General features: G+C 56.7%; 16 protein-coding genes. 8 read left to right on the top strand and 8 right to left on the bottom strand.

Annotated elements, in window-relative coordinates:
* Window positions 1-92: 92 nt before the first annotated feature.
* On the bottom strand, window positions 93-1,091 hold the full coding sequence (locus B2590_RS11350; RefSeq protein WP_286811185.1) for a YhdH/YhfP family quinone oxidoreductase: 999 nt from the start codon (window positions 1,089-1,091) through the stop codon (window positions 93-95).
* 24 nt (window positions 1,092-1,115) lie between these two features.
* Entirely contained in the window at window positions 1,116-2,180 is a 1,065-nt protein-coding gene (gene sohB / locus B2590_RS11345; RefSeq protein WP_286811184.1) for a protease SohB, read from the bottom strand.
* A gap of 231 nt (window positions 2,181-2,411) precedes the next feature.
* On the opposite strand from sohB, the gene B2590_RS11340 reads away from it, so the two are divergent.
* Window positions 2,412-2,726 carry an SCP2 sterol-binding domain-containing protein gene (locus B2590_RS11340; protein ID WP_007154761.1) on the top strand — a complete coding sequence of 105 codons (315 nt, stop codon included), beginning with the start codon at window positions 2,412-2,414 and terminating at the stop codon, window positions 2,724-2,726.
* A gap of 86 nt (window positions 2,727-2,812) precedes the next feature.
* Here B2590_RS11340 and B2590_RS11335 read toward each other — a convergent pair whose 3' ends face one another.
* From B2590_RS11335 to B2590_RS11320, 4 genes are all read right to left on the bottom strand, one after another.
* On the bottom strand, window positions 2,813-4,519 hold the full coding sequence (locus tag B2590_RS11335) for a chemotaxis protein (protein WP_286811183.1): 1,707 nt from the start codon (window positions 4,517-4,519) through the stop codon (window positions 2,813-2,815).
* Between the two features lie 251 nt (window positions 4,520-4,770).
* Window positions 4,771-5,481, bottom strand: coding sequence for a DNA polymerase III subunit epsilon (gene dnaQ / locus B2590_RS11330; protein WP_036207494.1), 711 nt, complete (start codon window positions 5,479-5,481; stop codon window positions 4,771-4,773).
* A gap of 36 nt (window positions 5,482-5,517) precedes the next feature.
* Window positions 5,518-5,964, bottom strand: a complete 447-nt coding sequence (gene rnhA, locus B2590_RS11325; RefSeq protein WP_091643897.1) for a ribonuclease HI — start codon at window positions 5,962-5,964, stop codon at window positions 5,518-5,520.
* Window positions 5,964-6,785: a class I SAM-dependent methyltransferase gene (locus B2590_RS11320; protein ID WP_085680564.1), complete on the bottom strand. Its 822-nt coding sequence runs from the start codon at window positions 6,783-6,785 to the stop codon at window positions 5,964-5,966. Before B2590_RS11320 ends, rnhA begins: the two co-directional genes overlap by 1 nt.
* A gap of 93 nt (window positions 6,786-6,878) precedes the next feature.
* On the opposite strand from B2590_RS11320, the gene gloB reads away from it, so the two are divergent.
* From gloB to B2590_RS11285, 7 genes are all read left to right on the top strand, one after another.
* Window positions 6,879-7,673 carry a hydroxyacylglutathione hydrolase gene (gene gloB, locus B2590_RS11315; protein ID WP_286811182.1) on the top strand — a complete coding sequence of 265 codons (795 nt, stop codon included), beginning with the start codon at window positions 6,879-6,881 and terminating at the stop codon, window positions 7,671-7,673.
* Window positions 7,674-7,860: 187 nt separating this feature from the next.
* Window positions 7,861-9,585, top strand: a complete 1,725-nt coding sequence (locus B2590_RS11310) for a lytic transglycosylase (RefSeq protein WP_286811181.1) — start codon at window positions 7,861-7,863, stop codon at window positions 9,583-9,585.
* A gap of 25 nt (window positions 9,586-9,610) precedes the next feature.
* Window positions 9,611-11,434, top strand: a complete 1,824-nt coding sequence (locus B2590_RS11305; protein ID WP_286811180.1) for an extracellular solute-binding protein — start codon at window positions 9,611-9,613, stop codon at window positions 11,432-11,434.
* Window positions 11,435-11,472: 38 nt separating this feature from the next.
* Window positions 11,473-12,558, top strand: a complete 1,086-nt coding sequence (locus B2590_RS11300; protein WP_041333313.1) for a microcin C ABC transporter permease YejB — start codon at window positions 11,473-11,475, stop codon at window positions 12,556-12,558.
* Between the two features lie 5 nt (window positions 12,559-12,563).
* Entirely contained in the window at window positions 12,564-13,583 is a 1,020-nt protein-coding gene (locus B2590_RS11295; RefSeq protein ID WP_227517939.1) for an ABC transporter permease, read from the top strand.
* 1 nt (window position 13,584) lies between these two features.
* Window positions 13,585-15,174 carry an ABC transporter ATP-binding protein gene (locus tag B2590_RS11290; RefSeq protein WP_199447555.1) on the top strand — a complete coding sequence of 530 codons (1,590 nt, stop codon included), beginning with the start codon at window positions 13,585-13,587 and terminating at the stop codon, window positions 15,172-15,174.
* 104 nt (window positions 15,175-15,278) lie between these two features.
* Window positions 15,279-16,064: an enoyl-ACP reductase FabI gene (locus B2590_RS11285; protein WP_036205512.1), complete on the top strand. Its 786-nt coding sequence runs from the start codon at window positions 15,279-15,281 to the stop codon at window positions 16,062-16,064.
* Window positions 16,065-16,110: 46 nt separating this feature from the next.
* Here B2590_RS11285 and B2590_RS11280 read toward each other — a convergent pair whose 3' ends face one another.
* Together B2590_RS11280 and B2590_RS11275 are read right to left on the bottom strand one after the other, a co-directional pair.
* On the bottom strand, window positions 16,111-16,521 hold the full coding sequence (locus B2590_RS11280; protein WP_286811178.1) for a PilZ domain-containing protein: 411 nt from the start codon (window positions 16,519-16,521) through the stop codon (window positions 16,111-16,113).
* Window positions 16,522-16,550: 29 nt separating this feature from the next.
* A complete protein-coding gene (locus B2590_RS11275; RefSeq protein WP_286811177.1) occupies window positions 16,551-18,374 on the bottom strand; it encodes a DUF1631 family protein in 1,824 nt (607 codons plus the stop codon).
* Between the last annotated feature and the right edge of the window lie 97 nt (window positions 18,375-18,471).

Genomic DNA, 18,471 nt, shown 5'->3' with positions numbered 1-18,471 from the left:
CATCCATGGCTCCGCACAGTTTTGATAATCAGCTCCCTCTTCGTTCTGGCGGACTTTTTTAGAAGCCCGCCTCTGAGAGGTCTCGTCGTTCCTTACTTGGAATGGTCGAGAACAATCTTCCCGGATGACTCCCCCTTCAGGAACGCCTTCAAAGCGCCATCCAGCTCTCCACGCCCGATGTCCCGCGCCGAAGCTTCTGTCTTTTTGCACGCCCAGTCACCGGCAAATTTGTCCCAGACTGACTGTTTGTCCGACAGCGGAATTTCAACCGAATCCACGCCCAGCAGGTTGTTGCCCCGCAGGATAAACGGCAGAACGGTGGTTTCCAGTTGTGGCCCGGCGACCAGACCGCAGCAGGAAACGGAGCCGCCTGGGTGGATCTGCTTCAGCAATTCCGCCAGTGGGCCACCGCCAACGGTATCCACGGCGTTGGCATAGGCGGGCTTCAGCATTGGCTTCTTTTCGGCTGCCAGAGCTTCGCGTCCCAGCACTTCCGTGGCACCAAGGTTTTTGAGTGCATCGGCATGGCCTTGTTTGCCACTGATAGCCACGACTTCGAAGCCGAGGCTTGCAAGCAGCTCAACCGTTACGCTGCCGACAGCGCCACTGGCACCACTGACAGCGACTTTGCCCTGCTCGGGCCTGGCACCCATGGTCAATAGTTTTTGTACACACAGACCCGCCGTAAGGCCGGCCGTGCCGTATATCATGGCGGTGCGGGCGCTCCAGCCCTTGGGCATTGCCACACACCACTCGGCCGGTACCCGGATGTATTCGCCGAAGCCGCCGTCGGTGTTCATGCCCAGGTCGTAGCCGGTTACCAGTACCTGGTCGCCGGCTGAAAAGGAGCCAGAGGAGGCTTCCACCACTTCCCCGGCAGCATCGATACCTGGAGTGTGGGGGAAGTTACGTGTAACGCCCTTGTTGCCGGAGGCGGACAAGGCATCCTTGTAGTTCAGGGACGAATGACTGACTTTAATAAGGACATCGTTTTCGGGCAGATCGGATACGTGCAGCGTTTGCTCAGAACCCGCGAACTCTCCGCCCTGCTCCTGAACGCGCCATGCCTTGAACTCAGTGTTGTTTGTCATGACTCTGTTCCCGTTACTGTAGCTTTACTGAATTTTCTGGTTGCGGAACGCGCCCAGTACCCGCCATACGGTGTGCTCAAGTGCTGCACTGGTGGCCAGGCCAAGCTTTTCCGGCAACGTGCGTTTGCGCTGAAAACCTACAGAGATTACGTCGGCCTTGTCACAGGCTTCAATGAGATATTCGTCGGAGGTCTTGATCTCGTCCACCAGCTTGACCTCCAGGGCGCGGCTGCCAAACCAGATATCGCCATTTGCAACGGCGGCAATATCCAGTTCCGGGCGGCGTTCACCCACGTATTCCTTGAACAACACGTGGGTATCCTCAAGGTCTTCAAGGAATTTGGTTCTTCCTTTATCGGTGTTTTCGCCGAAAACGGTCATGGTGCGCTTGTGTTCACCGGCCGTCAGAATCTCGAAGTCGACGTCGTTCTTCTTGAGCAAACGATGGAAGTTGGGCAATTGGGCTACAACACCAATGGACCCCAGAATCGCAAACGGCGACGCGACAATCCTGTCAGCCACGCACGCCATCATGTAACCACCACTGGCAGCAACCTTATCGACGCAGGCCGTAAGCCGGATACCTTTGGCTCGAATACGGTCCAACTGGGCAGCCGCAAGCCCGTATGAGTGAACCAGGCCACCACCACTTTCAAGGCGTATCACCACTTCATCGGTTTCAGGCTCCGCAACGCTGAGCACTGCTGTGATTGAGCGGCGCAAAGAGTCCGTATCGCTGGCCTTGATATCGCCGTCGAAGTCCAACACGTATACCTTGGGACGGGGTTTTTCCTCAGCATCGCCGGATTTGCGCTTGGCCTTCTCGGCTTTCTGCTTGGCCTTGTCTTCCTTTTTACGGGCTTTTTCGAAAGCCTTGCGTTCCGAATCGCTGCGCAGTTTGGCCTGAAGTGACTCCCTCAGCTTACGGTATTTCTCGTTGAGTTTGCGGACCCGCAGCTCTCCGTCACTCCCCTGATCGTCCTTGTCTTTGTGGGCAGCGGATAAAACCACTGAAACAATGACCAGAAGCGCCACCACGAGGGTGACCGTTTTCGCAATAAACAAACCGAACTCTGTCAGAAATTCCAAGTTGCTTCTCCAGGATTATTCTTGAGCGCTCGATTGTAACCGAGGTGCCCTGAGGTACAAGCCATAGAACCAATAACAAATTAAAACAAGCGTTCGATCGAGCTTGACACCAGTAATGTCTAACCCTAAAGTCGAATGGCTACGTCGGCTCACCCGGGCTTCCATGCAGGCGAAAGGCCAGGAACCAGAAGCCGTCAATACGCCACGACAACCATCAATAAGGGTAAAATAATGTCTGTAGCTCAGATATTCGAGAAACTCGAACAAAATTTTAACGCGGACGCAGCTGAAGGCCTGGATCTGGTATTCCAGTTCGACATCGAGGACGACAAGACCTATCACCTGGTTATCAAGGATGGCACCTGCAAGATGGCTGAAGGCGCCCATGACGATCCTTCCGTCACCCTGATCATGAACTCCGAAACCCTGCAGGGCATCGTTTCCGGCGAAACCGATGGCATGCAAGCCTTTATGGCCGGTCAGCTGCGCGCTGAAGGCGACATGATGCTGGCAACCAAGCTGGGCGAGCTGTTCAACATGGGCTGATCGATAGGCTGATCGCTCTTTGAACGCCATAAAAAAACCTGCCCAAACGGCAGGTTTTTTTATGGCCATTGAATAACGCAACAGGACTAAAGCCCCACGTCCTCCAATGAGGATTCCGCCAGCTTCAACAGGTCAGCATTTCGATCTTCGCGCCTGCCTACACTCTCTATATAGTACTCAAGGGACGTTAGTGCGTCCGCCAGTGCTTCCAACTCCTGAGCCTGAGGCGCTTCCCTGGCATCCAGCAATCGTTCCTGAATGGACGCCGCCACGCGCTCCAACACCGAAGCCGCGCCGGGATCGTCCAGCATGTGCAGACCACCCCAGATACTGTGCAACGTAGCAGGCAGGTTGGCGAGGTGGAGCTTGTCGTAGTCGGACTCGATGAACGCCGTTATGGCACGTTTTGCGAGGGTCAGCGCACTTTTCGCTTCGTCGGCCACCACGTAGGTGGCTTCCTGAAGGTAAAGAGATTCTTCACGGGTACGCTGCCCACCAGCAAGAGCGTCGGTTTCCGAGGTGATGCCACGAACCACGATTTGCATCACGGCGTCCTCGATACCCAATACGGAATCGGCCAGCTTGTAGAGCTCATCGTCCGCTGGCAGGCGACTCTCTTCCTCCCAGGTCCGCAACTTCACGGCCTCACCCCGGGCCATGGTTCCCAGCTGGTTGAGATCCAGCATCACCAGTGTATTGGCAAGGCGCTCAAGCGCATCTGCAATGGAGGACAACTCCGCCAGGTCCGGCTCGATGCCGCGCTCAACAATGTCCAGCTTGTCCTTGAGCTGATTCAGTTCGTCCTGCAACGCCGTCGACAACGATTTGAGAACATCGGTGCCCGGGCCATAAAGACGACGGGCATGGGCATCAAGCATGGAGTCCGGGAATTCCGCGGGCGTCAGTCGATAAGCTGACAACACGGAGGTTACCTCGGGATTTGCCGATCCACTTCTATAGAGCAGGTACACCAGATCACGAATGAGAGAATCCGGCGCATCCTTGGCCGTGGCCACCTTGCCGACGTATACGACTTCACGGGAATATTTCTCGATACGCATGAACATGCGCTTGCGGGCTTTGCTGAACCCCATGACCCGATCAAGCATGGTATCCGCCACAATGGCAACCAGACACCACATCTGCCCCATGGGTTGCCCCTGGCAAAGCCGAGCAAATCCACGCGCCGCCCGACCAAACAACTTTTTACTCACCACATCGTTCTTTTCACGAAGCACACCCAACAGCGCGACCTGGAACGTCAAACGCATACGGCGGGCCAGTATCTCGTATTCCGCTTCGTTACCGTCAAACGCCTTAAGAGAAAGCCCCGAGCAGAAGTCCGGCCGTTCCTTGACATCAACATCGAAGAAACAGGATTCCGGGTAGGGTTTTTCCTTGCGGGCTTCGCGCAGATCATTGATAACCGGCAGCAGCAGCTCCGGATGGTCCGCACGTTGCTGATGATAGTATTCAACATAACGGCGCAAAATGAACAATGCGCTGTTGAGAGTCGTCAGGAGGATATTCTTGTCATCGTTGGCGCCAACGGGAACATCATTGGCCATACTGACGGCTTCCTGGCACAACAGAGTGCCGGCACGCAGTTCGACAAGAATGAAAATACCGCGGAGCTGATTCAGAAAATCCACACAGTTCTGCAGATCCTCACCGCTTTCACGGTTTTCCTGAAAGCGTTCAAGGCTGGACTCTGCCTGTCTGATGGTCTGCTCAATCTCACTTTTGACCAGATCAAATGACTGTGATTTCGTCGCCAGAGACGATTGAACCATAAACGCTTCCTGTAAATTATGCGGAAACTACCGCGTCCTGTTCTTGGAATGTGATCTTTTCGGTTGTTTGAAGAATCACTTTATGAGCCAGATTTACCCTTCCCGGCTAAAATAAAAAGTTCGCGAAAACTCGCGAACTTATCATTACTTATAACACAAAACTCAAGTAGCTCAAGAAAGCAGGAATGTAACAAAACGTACAGCGCGACACACAGTTCGCACTGCCAAAAGAATATTCTGCTTAGCTCGGCTTATTCTTCAGCTGTAAGCTTATCCCATACAGTTGTACCGGCCTGCTTTGCCAGCAATGCCATGAATTCGTCGTGGGCGGAGCGCTCATCGTCACTGGCCCTGGGTACCGGCAACGGATTGCGATTATCCGCCAGGCGACGGATACCGCCCTCACCGCCAGCTTCGTCACCGCCAGCATCCAGGGAGAGTGCTGTCTGCCCGCCAGTCAGCAAAAGATAGACGTCAGCAAGGATTTCCGCATCCAGCAAAGCGCCGTGCAGCTCGCGATTACTGTTGTCGATCCCGTAACGCTTGCATAAGGCGTCCAGATTATTTTTTTGGCCGGGATGCTTCTTGCGGGCAATGGCAAGGGAGTCCACCACGCCGCAATGTTCAGTCGTCCTGCGAACAGGCTTCAGACGGGCGAATTCGGAATCCATGAATCCAATATCGAACGCCGCGTTGTGAATAACCAGCTCGGCCCCTTTTATGAACTCAAAGAACTCGTCGGCTATTTCGGCGAATTTTGGCTTGTCCGCCAGGAACTCGTTGGTGATGCCATGAACCGTTATGGCTTCCGCCTCCACTTCCCGCTCCGGGTTAATGTAGACGTGATAGTGCCGACCGGTAATCTGACGCTCCATCAACTCAACGCAGCCAATTTCGATAATCCGGTGACCTTCCGTCGGGTCGATACCGGTGGTTTCCGTATCCAGTACAATCTGTCTCATGGTTTTCCTATGGTTACCCCATTGGTTACGCCGTTGTTATCCGGCGTTCGCCAGTTCTTCCACACCGCGATTGGCCAGCTCGTCTGCCAGCTCGTTGTCAGGATTGCCCGAGTGCCCTTTCACCCAATGCCAATTGACCTTGTGGCGGGCCACCTCATTGTCCAGCTCCCGCCAGAGATCTTCATTCTTGACCGGCTTCTTTGCGGATGTTTTCCAACCGTTTCGCTTCCAGCCCGTCATCCATTCGGTGATGCCCTTACGGACATATTGGGAATCGGTATAAAGCTCCACGTCGCAGGCGCGCCTGAGCGCTTTCAAACCCTGTATCGCAGCCATCAACTCCATGCGATTATTGGTGGTATTCGCTTCACCACCGTGCAACATCTTGTTGGCATCGCCGTACCTCAGAACAACGCCCCAGCCTCCTGGCCCAGGGTTGCCCTTGCAGGCGCCATCGGTATAGAGAACAACCTTACCGGCCATCAATACTCCTCGACATGCTTGTGTTTCAGTATGGCGCACCGACCGTTTTCGGGGCGCGCCGGGTAGTCACGGGAAGCTCCCACTGCGCCCCGTCCTGGCAAGGCAATGACTTTCTGCCCCTGCCAGGCTGGTCTCCGTTGTAACCTGGAGTAAACGCGTTTTTTGGCAAGGATACAGTAATAAGCCCCCACCGGCAGGAAACGGTTGCCGCACACCCTTTCCATCAGGCCCCTGCGCTCTGCGAGTGCCGCCCGCTGAAGCGGAACCTGGAAAAACGAGGAGCCCGAGGACTCCACGGAAAAGTCCAGTAGCCGGAGCCAGTCCTCCATGCGTCCCTTCATCAGAAAACGACCACCCCAGGGGCCTTCATGGTGCCTGGAAACCAGTTTCCTCACGCCCCAAAGGCTAAACGGGTTAAACCCGATCAGCACCATCATGCCCTCCCCCCTAAGCACCCTGGAGGCCTCTCGCAAAGCCTGGTGGGGATGCGGCGAAAAATCCGCCGTGTGGTGGAGAATCACCAGGTCCATGGAGTCACCGGGAAAGGGCAACTCATCGGCATCGCAGACCGCCACACCGTCGGGAATGGAAGACTGCCAGTTCGGCGTCGTCAGAACACGTTGGGCAAAATCCGTCCCACTGGCCAGTGGCAGGCGATGACTGACGGCAACCTGCAACTGTCTCGCACCGGAGAGGGCGCGAACATGGCGCTCAACGCAGGCGCGCTGGTCAGCCAGCAGTGAACGGCCCAGGGGCGTCTGGAACCAGCTCTCGAAGCTGTCATGTCGGGCGGGATAGTCAACGTCACCTGTTGGGCTCATTGCTGCGTTCCCCTGGTTCGTTTCTCCGGTGTTGGGGCACCGGGATTAATACTCTATGATAACAGTCACACTCGTATCGCACATGTGGAGCCTATGCTGACCATTAACGCTATTCCAGCCTTCAATGACAACTACATCTGGTGCCTGTCCAACAGTGAGGACCGTAAGGCATTGATCGTGGACCCCGGGCAGGCGGAGCCGGTCATCGAGTTCCTGGCAGACAACGGACTGGAACTGGACACCATCCTGGTGACCCACCACCACCCTGACCATGTTGGCGGCGTGAGCAAACTCGCCAGAACAGTATCCGACTGCAGAATCATCGGCCCGGCGAATTCTCCCTTCAAGGGCGCCACCAGTGAAGTTCACCCCGGGGATGACGTGGTCTGGCAACAGCTCACATTCAGTGTCCTTGGTGTTCCCGGGCACACTCTCGACCACATTGCCTATTATACCGACGTTCATGTCAACGACCGTCCGGTCCTGTTTTGTGGCGATACCCTGTTTGTGTGCGGTTGTGGACGCCTGTTTGAAGGGTCTCCAGAGCAAATGAAACGCTCGCTGGAAAGCCTTAGGGGCCTGCCAGACGACACAGCCGTGTATTGCGCCCACGAATACACACTAGCCAACCTTAAGTTCGCCCGTCATTGGCTACCTGATGACGGGCCGCTCAGGGATTTCGAAGCCCGCTGCCAGAAACGTCGCGACGATGGCATGCCCACCGTTCCATCCATCCTTGGTGAGGAAAAGCAACTTAACCCTTTCCTGCGCTGGGACGACAAGGCGGTCATCGAAGCTGCGCACCAATACGCTCAGAAAGCGGGCCTGGCCGTCGAATCAGACAACGACGTGTTCGCAGCCACAAGGCACGGCAAAGACACATTCTAAAGGACACGTTCTAAAGGATACGCTCAGAGGCGGGTAACAATTTCTATCAATGACGTAACGCGAGTCTTGTTGACCCCCCGAAAAGCCTTCCAATAGAATCCGTGAAACTTTTGTGTCATAACTCATTAAATATGCCGGGTTTTCATACAGTTCACCCCGGCGTCGACCAGCCACCGGAAGTAGTCATATGACGGTCTCGCGATTTTCCACCCTGTTTCTCCTTGGCGCACTTGCCAGTGGCTGCAGCGCTCTTGATCCTTTCTCAGAGTCTCCATCAAGTGACGTACTGGCCTCAGAAAAACTGACCGTGGCCGCCGGTGACGATGAGCTTAAAGAAGCGATTGAGTCCTCGCCTGGTGACGAATCAACCGGCCGCGCGTCCCGGACGAAGCTCGACGACGCCATCGACCCAACGCTCAAGAAAACCGCGGAAGACGCCAGGGAAAAGCTGGACGATCCTGACCAGAAGATCGCGGAAGAGAATGACGCCACACCGGACCTGTGGCACCGCCTGCGGGCAGGCTTCGCGCTGGATCACGATGCCAGCGAACCCAGGGTCCAGGCGCAACTGAACTGGTACAAAAAGCACCCGCGCTACATTGATCGAGTCGTCGATCGTGGCAGCCGCTACCTGCACTATATTGTTTCCGAAGCCGAGAAACGTGGGCTGCCCACGGAACTGGCCCTACTGCCCGTGGTGGAGAGTGCCTTCGATCCGTTTGCGTACTCCCACGGCCGTGCTGCCGGCCTGTGGCAATTCATTCCTTCCACGGGTAAGTATTTTGGCCTGACCCAAAGCTGGTGGCATGACGATCGCCGCGACATCATTGCTGCCACCGACGCGGCGCTGACGTACCTTGACCGACTGGCAACGCGATTTGACGGCGACTACATGCTGGCACTTGCAGCTTATAACAGTGGTGGGGGCACGGTTTCCAGCGCCATGCGCCGCAATCGCAAGCGCAATCAACCAACGGATTACTGGTCTCTGGACCTACCCCGCGAGACCCGCCATTACGTCCCCAAACTGATCGCCCTGGCGAAGATCTTCGATGACCCGCAGGCTTACGGTATTGAACTGCCCCCGCTGGACGACGAGCCCTACTTTGAAATCGTGGACACCGGTTCGCAGCTTGATCTGGCCCAGGCAGCGGAACTCGCCGGTGTCGATATCGACGAGATTTACCTGCTCAACCCCTCGTACAATCGCTGGGCGACATCACCGGATGGCCCCCACCGTCTGCTAGTTCCCCGCGACCATGCTGAAACCTTCGCGACGGCCCTCAAGGGCATGGATCCGGCGAAGCGCGTTTCCTGGCGGAACTACAAGGTGGAATCCGGCGACACCCTGAGCACCATTGCCAAACGCTACTCCACCACACCCTCGGTGATACAGCAGGTCAACAACCTCGACAGTCACATCATTCGCATCGGCCAACGGCTGATGATTCCCTCTGCTGCCGAACAGGCGGGCACCTATTCCCTGAGCGCCAGTGAACGACTCGCCAGAAAGCAGGAACGGAGCGGCAAGAACGCCAACGGCACCCGGGTTGACTACAAGGTTCGCTCCGGGGACACCTTCTGGGATATTGCCCGCGAGCATCGGGTGTCCGTCCGCCAGCTGGCGTCTTGGAATGGCATGGCACCTGGTGATCCTCTGATGCCCGGCAAGAAACTGGTCATCTGGTCCAAGTCGAAACAACCCGCCATGCTGGCCAGCACCAATCGTGGCAAAGGCATGGTACGCAAGGTGGGCTATCAGGTCCGCAAAGGGGATTCCCTGTCGACCATCGCCAGCCGGTTTGCGGTTAATGTGAGAGACATCGCAAGCTGGAACGACCTCAACACCTCACGTTATCTTCAGCCCGGGCAAAGTCTGGTACTCTATGTCGACATAAGAAACAGCCCCTGAGTCTGAACCGAAACGTGCGAGATCTATGACAAGAACACGGAAAGCCTCATCCCTCATCAGTGTTTTGACCGTTACCGCCATGGTTCTCCTCCCATGGCAATCAGCTTCAGCCGAGCCGGACGCACGTCACGGCATCGCCATGCACGGCGAGCCCCAATACGACGAAGGCTTCCCGCACTTTGACTACGTTACCCCCAGGGCGCCCAAGGGCGGCGTCCTTCGAATGGCCGTGGTGGCCAATGGATTCGACACCTTTAACCCTTTCGTTATTCGCGGTGTAGCCGCGGCGGGCATTAACACATACCTATACGATACGCTGATGGAACCGTCGGCGGACGAACCCTTTTCCGCGTATGGCCTGATTGCCGAGTCTATTGAAACCCCGGAAGACCGCAGTTACGTGACCTTTCATCTGCGTGATGAAGCCCGGTTCCAGGATGGTGAACCCATTACCGCGAAGGACGTGAAGTTTTCGTTCGATGTTCTGACCACCAAAGGCCATCCTTTCTATCGCAACTATTATGCAGACGTGTCCGAGGTAATCATCGAAGATGAGCGGACTATCCGCTTCGAGTTTGGTGACACCAACAACCGTGAACTACCACTGATTCTTGGCCAACTGCCCGTTCTTCCAAGTCATTACTGGAAAGATCGTGAATTTGGCGACAACGGTCTGACACCGCCCGTTGGTAGCGGTCCGTATCGCATTAGCGACTTCGAGGCGGGCCGCTCCATCACCTTCAAACGGGTTGAGGATTACTGGGCCAGGAACATCGGAGTGCGAAAGGGGCGGTATAACTTCGATGAAATTCACTATGACTACTACAAAGATGACACCGTCGCCCTGGAGTCCTTCCGTGCCGGTAATTTCGATTTTCGGGTAGAGTCCTCGGCTAAGAACTGGGCCACCGCCTACACCGGTAACCAGTTTGACTCCGGCAAGGTTAAAACTGAAGCCGTCGAGCATGGCCGCCCTGCCGGCATGCAGGCGTTCGCGATGAACACCCGCCGCCAGGTATTCAGCGACCCTCGTGTACGGGAAGCGCTGGCTTACGCGTTTGACTTTGAATGGGCCAACAAAAATCTTTTCTTCGGGCAATACACCCGTACCTCAAGCTACTTCGAGAACAGCGAGCTGGCGTCATCAGGACTGCCCGAAGGCCGCGAACTGGAGATCCTTGAGCCTTACCGCGATCAATTGCCCGACGATGTATTCAATGAAGAGTATCAACCCCCTTCGACGGCGGGTAAAGGTGGGCTTCGCGATAACTTCCGTACCGCCCTGACGTTGTTACGGGAGGCCGGCTATGAGGTCAGGGATGGCACCATGGTGAACCGGGAAACCGGTAATCCCCTGGCCTTCGAGATCCTGATCTTTCAGAAAACCTTTGAAAGGGTGGTGCTGCCCTTCAAGAACAACCTCGAAAGACTCGGCATTGATGTGTCCGTACGCCTGGTGGATACCAACCAGTACATCCAGCGCCTTCGTGAGTTCGACTACGACATGACCGTCCAGGGCATCGGCCAGTCCGACTCTCCTGGCAATGAGCAGCGGGAGTACTGGCATTCCTCCAATGTCGATGTGAAGGGCTCGCGCAACTATATGGGGGTGGATAGCCCGGTGGTGGATGAATTGGTCAACCTGGTCATCCAGGCGCCTACCCGGGAGGAGCTTGTTCATCGTACGCGGGCGCTGGACCGTGTGCTGCTGCATGGACACTACGTGATTCCAAACTGGTACCTGGCCAAGGATCGGATCGCCTACTGGTCGTTCCTTCAACGGCCGGAGACGGTTCCCAAAAACGGTGTGGACATCAACAACTGGTGGGTAAAAAGCACTGACCAATGACGCAGATCTCTGATACAACTTTGACGGAGTTCCGCTGAATGGGCAGTTATATCCTCAGGCGCCTTGCGCTGATAATCCCCACCCTCCTCGGGATCATGCTGCTCAATTTCGTCATTGTTCAGGCCGCCCCTGGCGGTCCCGTTGAGCAGTTGATTGCGGAAACCGAGGGGCACGGTGGTAGCGCCCTTTCCCGGGCCAGCGGCGGTGGTGCCGGCGGCGAGGTTACCTCCTCAAGTGGCGACAGCCGCGGCTCCCGTGGCCTGCCGGAAGAGCTGCTCAAAGAAATAGAGGTTATGTACGGCTTCGACAAGCCGGCCCACGAGCGATTCCTGAAGATGCTCGGGGATTACGCCACCTTTGATTTTGGCGAGTCCTTTTTTAGGGACCGCTCGGTGATCGAACTGATTCTGGACAAGATGCCGGTGTCCATCTCCCTGGGGTTGTGGTCCACCCTGATCATCTACCTGATCTCGATCCCCCTCGGCATCCGCAAGGCGGTCACCGACGGATCGCGATTCGACGTCTGGAGCAGTTCTGCCATCGTGGTGGGTTACGCCATACCAGGCTTCCTGTTTGCGATACTGTTGATCGTCCTGTTCGCAGGGGGCAGTTATCTGGACTGGTTTCCGCTGCGGGGGCTGACGTCGTCCAATTTCGATGAACTGACCTGGTACCAGAAAATCGGAGATTACTTCTGGCACCTCGCATTGCCTGTAACGGCCAATGTCATCGGTGGCTTTGCCACCCTCACCCTGCTGACCAAGAACTCTTTCCTCGATGAGATCAGCAAGCAGTATGTGGTGACCGCCAGGGCCAAGGGTCTGGAAGAGAAACAGGTGCTTTACGGGCATGTGTTCCGCAACGCCATGCTGATCGTCATTGCCAGCCTTCCCGGCGTGCTTGTGTCGCTATTCTTCACAGGCTCATTGCTGATTGAAGTGATCTTCTCCCTGGATGGCCTGGGATTACTGGGCTTTGAGGCTGCGTTGAACCGGGATTATCCGGTGATATTCGGCACCCTCTATATCTTCACGCTGATGGGATTGGTACTGAAGCTGATCAGCGATATCACTTACGTTCTGGTGGATCCCCGCATCGATTTCGAAAGCCGGGAGGGATCGTAGGTATGGTGACGCTCTCTCCCATCCAGCAACGGCGACTGCGCAACTTCCGCAATAACCGTCGTGGCTTCTGGTCCCTGTGGATCTTCCTGGCCCTCTTTGGGCTCTCGCTTATCGCCGAGGTGATTGCGAATGACGTGCCACTGGTCGCCTACTACAAAGGGGATGTTTACTTTCCGATCGTGGAAAGTGTACCCGAGGAGACGTTCGGCGGGTTTCTGCCCACCGAAGCCGATTACCGCGATTCGTTTATCGCCGATGAAATCGAGGCAAATGGCTGGATGATCTGGCCTCCCATTCGTTTTAGCTACAACACCACGAACTATAACCTTGAGGTACCATCTCCGGCCCCACCCAGCGCTGAAAACTGGATCGGCACCGATGACCAGGGCCGGGATGTGGCTGCGCGGGTGATTTACGGGTTCCGCATTTCCGTCCTGTTCGGGCTTGTGCTGACCATTCTCAGCTGCATCGTGGGCGTGGTTGTGGGTGCTATCCAGGGCTACTACGGTGGTAAGGTTGATCTGCTGGGGCAGCGGTTTATCGAAGTCTGGTCAGGGCTTCCGGTGCTCTACCTGCTGATTATTCTGTCCAGCATCGTGCAACCTAATTTCTGGTGGCTGCTGGGCATCATGCTGTTGTTCAGTTGGATGGGGCTGGTGGATGTGGTTCGCGCGGAATTCCTGCGCGCCCGCAATTTCGAATACGTGAAGGCCGCGAGAGCCCTGGGTCTGGGCAACCGCAAGATCATGTTCCGCCATATCCTGCCCAACGCGATGGTGGCCACCCTCACCTTTCTACCGTTCATCCTGACCGGTGCCATAACTGGCCTGACGTCACTGGACTTCCTGGGATTTGGCCTACCGTCCGGGTCACCCTCACTGGGTGAGCTGATCGCCCAGGGTAAATCCAACCTCCATGCCCCGTGGCTGGGTATATCGGCGTTTGTGTCCCTGTCCATCATGTTGACGCTGCTGGTGTTTGTCGGTGAAGCCGTCCGTGATGCCTTCGATCCGAGAAAGAACTGATATGTCACAACTGCTGGAAATCCGGGATCTGTCCATACGTTTTGACGACACCATTCAGGCCGTGGATCGATTGTCGCTGAGTATCGACAATGGTGAAACCGTCGCCCTGGTGGGAGAAAGCGGCTCCGGGAAATCGGTATCCGCCCTGTCCATCCTCCGACTGCTCGACGAACGCCACGCCAGTTATCCCTCGGGTGCCATCCTGTTCCAGGGAGAGGATATGCTGAAGGCCAGCCAGAAACGTCTTCGACAGATCCGAGGCCGTCACGTCAGCATGATTTTCCAGGAGCCAATGACCTCGCTCAATCCACTGCACACGGTGGAAAAGCAGATCAGTGAAACCCTGGCACTGCACAAGGGGATGCGTGGCCCACAGGCTCGCGCCCGTTGCGTGGAACTATTGGATCTGGTCGGCATCCCCTCGCCTGAAGAGCGCCTGACGAGCTACCCTCATCAGCTCTCCGGCGGCCAGAAGCAGCGCGTAATGATTGCCATGGCCCTCGCCAACGAGCCGGACCTGCTGATCGCGGACGAGCCGACAACGGCACTCGACGTCACTGTCCAGAAGCAGGTACTGGAATTGTTGAAAGACCTGCAACAAAAGCTGGGCATGGCGATCTTGCTGATCACCCACGACTTGTCCATCGTGCGGCGCTATGCAGACCATGTCGTGGTGATGGAGCAGGGACAACTGATCGAGGAAGCGCCGACAGCGCAGCTGTTTGAAGACCCACAGCATGCCTATACCCGTCGCTTGCTGGACGCGGAACCACCGGCCTCGCCGTCGGGCGCTATGGTCGACAACAAGTCGCTGCTGGACGTGAACAACCTAGATGTGCGCTTCGTCACCCGCAAAAGCCTGTTTGGTCGGCCTCAGTCGTGGTTTCAGGCGGTCGATGACGTCAGTTTCTCGCTCAACGAAGGCGAAACCCTGGGTATCGTTGGTGAAAGCGGAAGTGGCAAGACCACGATCGGCCACGCACTGCTGAAGCTCACTTCCAGTCGCGGCAGTATTCGGCTCAGCGGCGAAGAACTCGGTCCGCTCGACCAGAAGCAGTTCCGGCCATGGCGCAGCCGTATTCAGATTGTGTTCCAAGACCCATTCGGTAGCCTCAGCCCGCGGATGTCAGTCGCCGAGATCGTGCGTGAAGGCCTGGAAATACACGTACCGGCAACACCCGAAGAGCAGGACCGAAGGGTCATACAGGCGCTCACCGACGTCGGGCTCGACCCACAGGCCCGTCACCGCTACCCCCATGAATTCTCCGGCGGTCAGCGCCAACGCATTGCCATCGCCCGGGCGCTGGTGCTGCAGCCGGAACTCATCATTCTGGACGAGCCCACCTCTGCCCTGGACAGGACGGTGCAAAAACAGGTGATTAACCTGCTGCGGGATCTCCAGGACAAATATGGTCTAAGCTATGTGTTTATCAGCCACGATCTGGCCGTGGTCCGGGCACTGAGCCACAAATTGCTGGTACTGAAGAGTGGTCGGGTCGTGGAATACGGCGATGCCGCCGGGATATTCAATACACCAAAGCACGATTACACCCGTGAACTGCTTGGGGCGGCCCTGTTCTACAGCCAATAAAGCGCAATGACAGGCCACGCCCGATTACTACGACCAATTGAGCGTTACCCGCACCGCTGCGGTTCATGGATAATGCCTTAAACTGAAACACAGGGAGAATCGTTATGGGATTACTCAGTGGCAAAAAAGCACTGATTGTCGGCGTTGCAAGCAAACACTCGATCGCTTATGGCATCGCCGAAGCCTTTGCCAAACAAGGCGCCGAGCTGGCATTCACTTACCAGAATGAAAAGCTCAAATCCCGGGTAGAAAAATTCGCCGAGGGCTGGGGCAGTTCGCTGATTTTCCCATGCGATGTTGCCAGCGATGACGAAATAGAAGCTGTGTTCACCGAACTGGGCAAGCACTGGGACGACATCGACATTATTGTCCACTCTGTCGGTTACGCCCCGGCCAACGAGCTGGATGGCAACTATGTGGACGTCACCACGCGGGAAGGCTTCCGCATCGCCCACGACATCAGCTCCTACAGCTTTGTTGCCCTGGCCCAGGCCGGTCGCAAGATGATGCATGAAAACAGCTCCCTGCTGACCCTCAGCTACCTGGGTGCCGAGAAAGTACTGCAGAACTACAACGTCATGGGACTGGCCAAGGCTTCCCTTGAGGCGAACGTTCGCTATATGGCCGGCAGCCTGGGGCGTGATGGCATCCGGGTCAACGCCATCTCGGCAGGGCCAATCAAGACCCTGGCGGCCTCTGGCATCAAGAGCTTCCGCCGTATGCTGGCCGAGAATGCCAGGCGGGCACCGTTACGCCGCAACGTGACGACCGACGAAGTGGGTAACGCTGCTGCCTTCATGTGTTCTGACATGGCCAGCGGCATTACTGGTGAAATCATGTACGTTGATGCCGGCTTCAACATTACCGGCATGGGCGAGTTGGAAGACTGAAGCTCCCGGTTTTCCCGGCAGGGCTTTCGGGCCTTGCCGGGGCGACTTAACCCTCAGACATCGCCTTTGCGACAGCTTCCACCCACTCCAGATAGGATGTGTCATCCGACTCCAGTATCTGAAGTCCCACCAGCCAACTGGTGTCAGTGCTTGCACGACACCAGACAACCTCCACCATCAGACCAAACGGCTTATTGTCATCCTCCAGACTGACCCAGGCAGGTAAGAGTGCACCCTGGGTTACCGGTTCTGCGGTCGTCAACCGGATACCACGGGCAGAGACATCGCTGGTGCGTGATACCAGAGACCGCCCGGACTGATCCCCCTCGACATCCGGAATCGGTGATTCCAGCTCCAGGGTCACACTTGCGCTCGCAGCCAGCCGGTACTCGGAACGGTTATCCCCAGATTCCGGAGCATCCTCGTAGTCGCCAAAACTGTAATCGATATCGCTCATGATCATCTATCCGATAGTGTTTTATCCGGTCAGTTTCGACCGACCCTGATACGGCCAACCACCCGCGACAGAGCGTCATCAAACTCTGCAGAGCTACCAAGTACGCGTACCCGGCCCATCACCACGTGATCCACGAGTTCATCCACCAGGAATTCGCGGCGATTCAGCCCCAGTCGGTCCACAAAAACCAACTTCCGGGAGGCATTGATCCGTACGGCCAGCTTCAGGCGAACGGCATCCTTGCCCTCACTGCTACTTTCCTCGACGATCCAACCGCCCAGTTTGATGCCTTCCACCAACTCCCTCGCAGCGGTCTCCCGCTCCTGCAACAGGCGTTGCTGCTCGGCTTCTTCATCAGCGATACGTCGATCTTCTGCCGCTTTCTTCTGCCTTGCGAGTTCAGCCTGCCTGGCGGCTTCCTCCTGTTGGCGCAATTGTTCCGCTTCCGCCTTTTCCCGACGCAAGGTTTCTGCCCGGGCTCTCGCCTCCCTGGCGGCTTCTTCCCGTTGCAACGTCTGGCGTTCAAGCACCACAGATAGCGAGGTAATGGTTTCCGCCAGCACCTGACCGAAGGGGGTCAGTGGTGGTAATGGTCTCAGGGTGCCGCTATCGAGAGCCGAGGAGAACCTTGGCCAGGGCATTATTCCCAGTTTGACCCCGGCACCATTGGTCCAGAGCACTTCGCAGGTATCCGGTAGCAGAGCAAAGAAATACCGACGTCGCTCCGCGGCCCCCTCGCCTTCCACAAACCACTTTCCCAACAACGGCTCAACCTCGGACTCGGGCGGTGCGGAAAATGATAACCAGGAAGGGTCCCACGAGAATCGGTCGTCTTCCGGCAACGCGGAAACCAGCTCGGGTGTTTCGCCCCTCAGACGATCCACCATAACCGACTGAACCCCCTGCAGGGCCGAGTCATCCAGGGGCTTGCCGTTGACGCGGTTCCAGACGTCGCTGATCCGGTCACCAATTTGCTCCCCCACCGTATAGAGGCGGTTCCTGTCCTTGTCAGAAAGCGCCGGATCACCAATCCAGACAAGCCATTCCAATAGTTTGCTGGCATGCCGCCAGTTGTCGCCCTCGGTGCCTTCCTGCCAGACAATCTGCTTGATCAGGGCAAACCAGTGATCAAAGATAAACCGAACCACGGCTTGCGGCAGCTGACGATTCTGGAGGGCCCGGCCCACCAATGCCCTAGCCGTCTGTTCCGACTTTCTTTGACGGGCGGCGCCCTGCTCGGTTTCCAGCAACCGCTGACGTAAACGCTCATTCTGCTGTTCGCGCTTTCCCGCATCCTCTTCCCACTGACGGCAGAATTCGATAACCGGCCCGACGTCCCCGGAATCGAAACAGCCGGACACCGCTATGGTCAGTGAATCCAACTGATCCAGGAGGGCCCTCCCTGAGCGCCCGCCGGAACCACTCCAGCCCCTGCAGTCCTGCAGGCTGTCAAGCCAGTGCACGATGGTATCGTTCAGCGCTCCAGCTCCCTCAAGGTTCATTCGCCAGGCGAGAAAGAACCGAAGGCGGGCAATTCGCAGGGCCAGTTCGGGATGGAGGCCGCTGGTCTTGAGAAACACATCCATGATTCGGTCCGCCACATAGGCGGAATTGATCTGCCTAACCGACCAGGTCAAGGATACCGAGCGGATAACGCGGGTCACGGGCTCATCCCGCTGCTCCGTCCAGCAGGACAGCAACAATGGGCGCCAGTCGCTGGCTGCGTCTGCAGCAACCTTTCCCGCGGGATAGGGAAGATCGGGTACACGAATGCCTGAAAGCACGTCCCCAATCCTCTTTACCACCTGTTTCCGGGACAGTACTTTGCGCTTTTTCTGCGTACTCTGCTGCATCCGTTCCCCGCGCGTCAGAAGCGTTGAAAAGGTTCATCAAATAACGCAGTATAACCAACTCGCCGGGGTTTACCGCAACTAAGCGCCGGCCAGTCAT

It is taken from the genome of Marinobacter sp. UBA3604, from assembly GCF_002375325.1.
In the GTDB taxonomy this organism is placed as follows: domain Bacteria; phylum Pseudomonadota; class Gammaproteobacteria; order Pseudomonadales; family Oleiphilaceae; genus Marinobacter; species Marinobacter salarius.
This window is presented reverse-complemented; position numbering and strand designations above follow the sequence as displayed.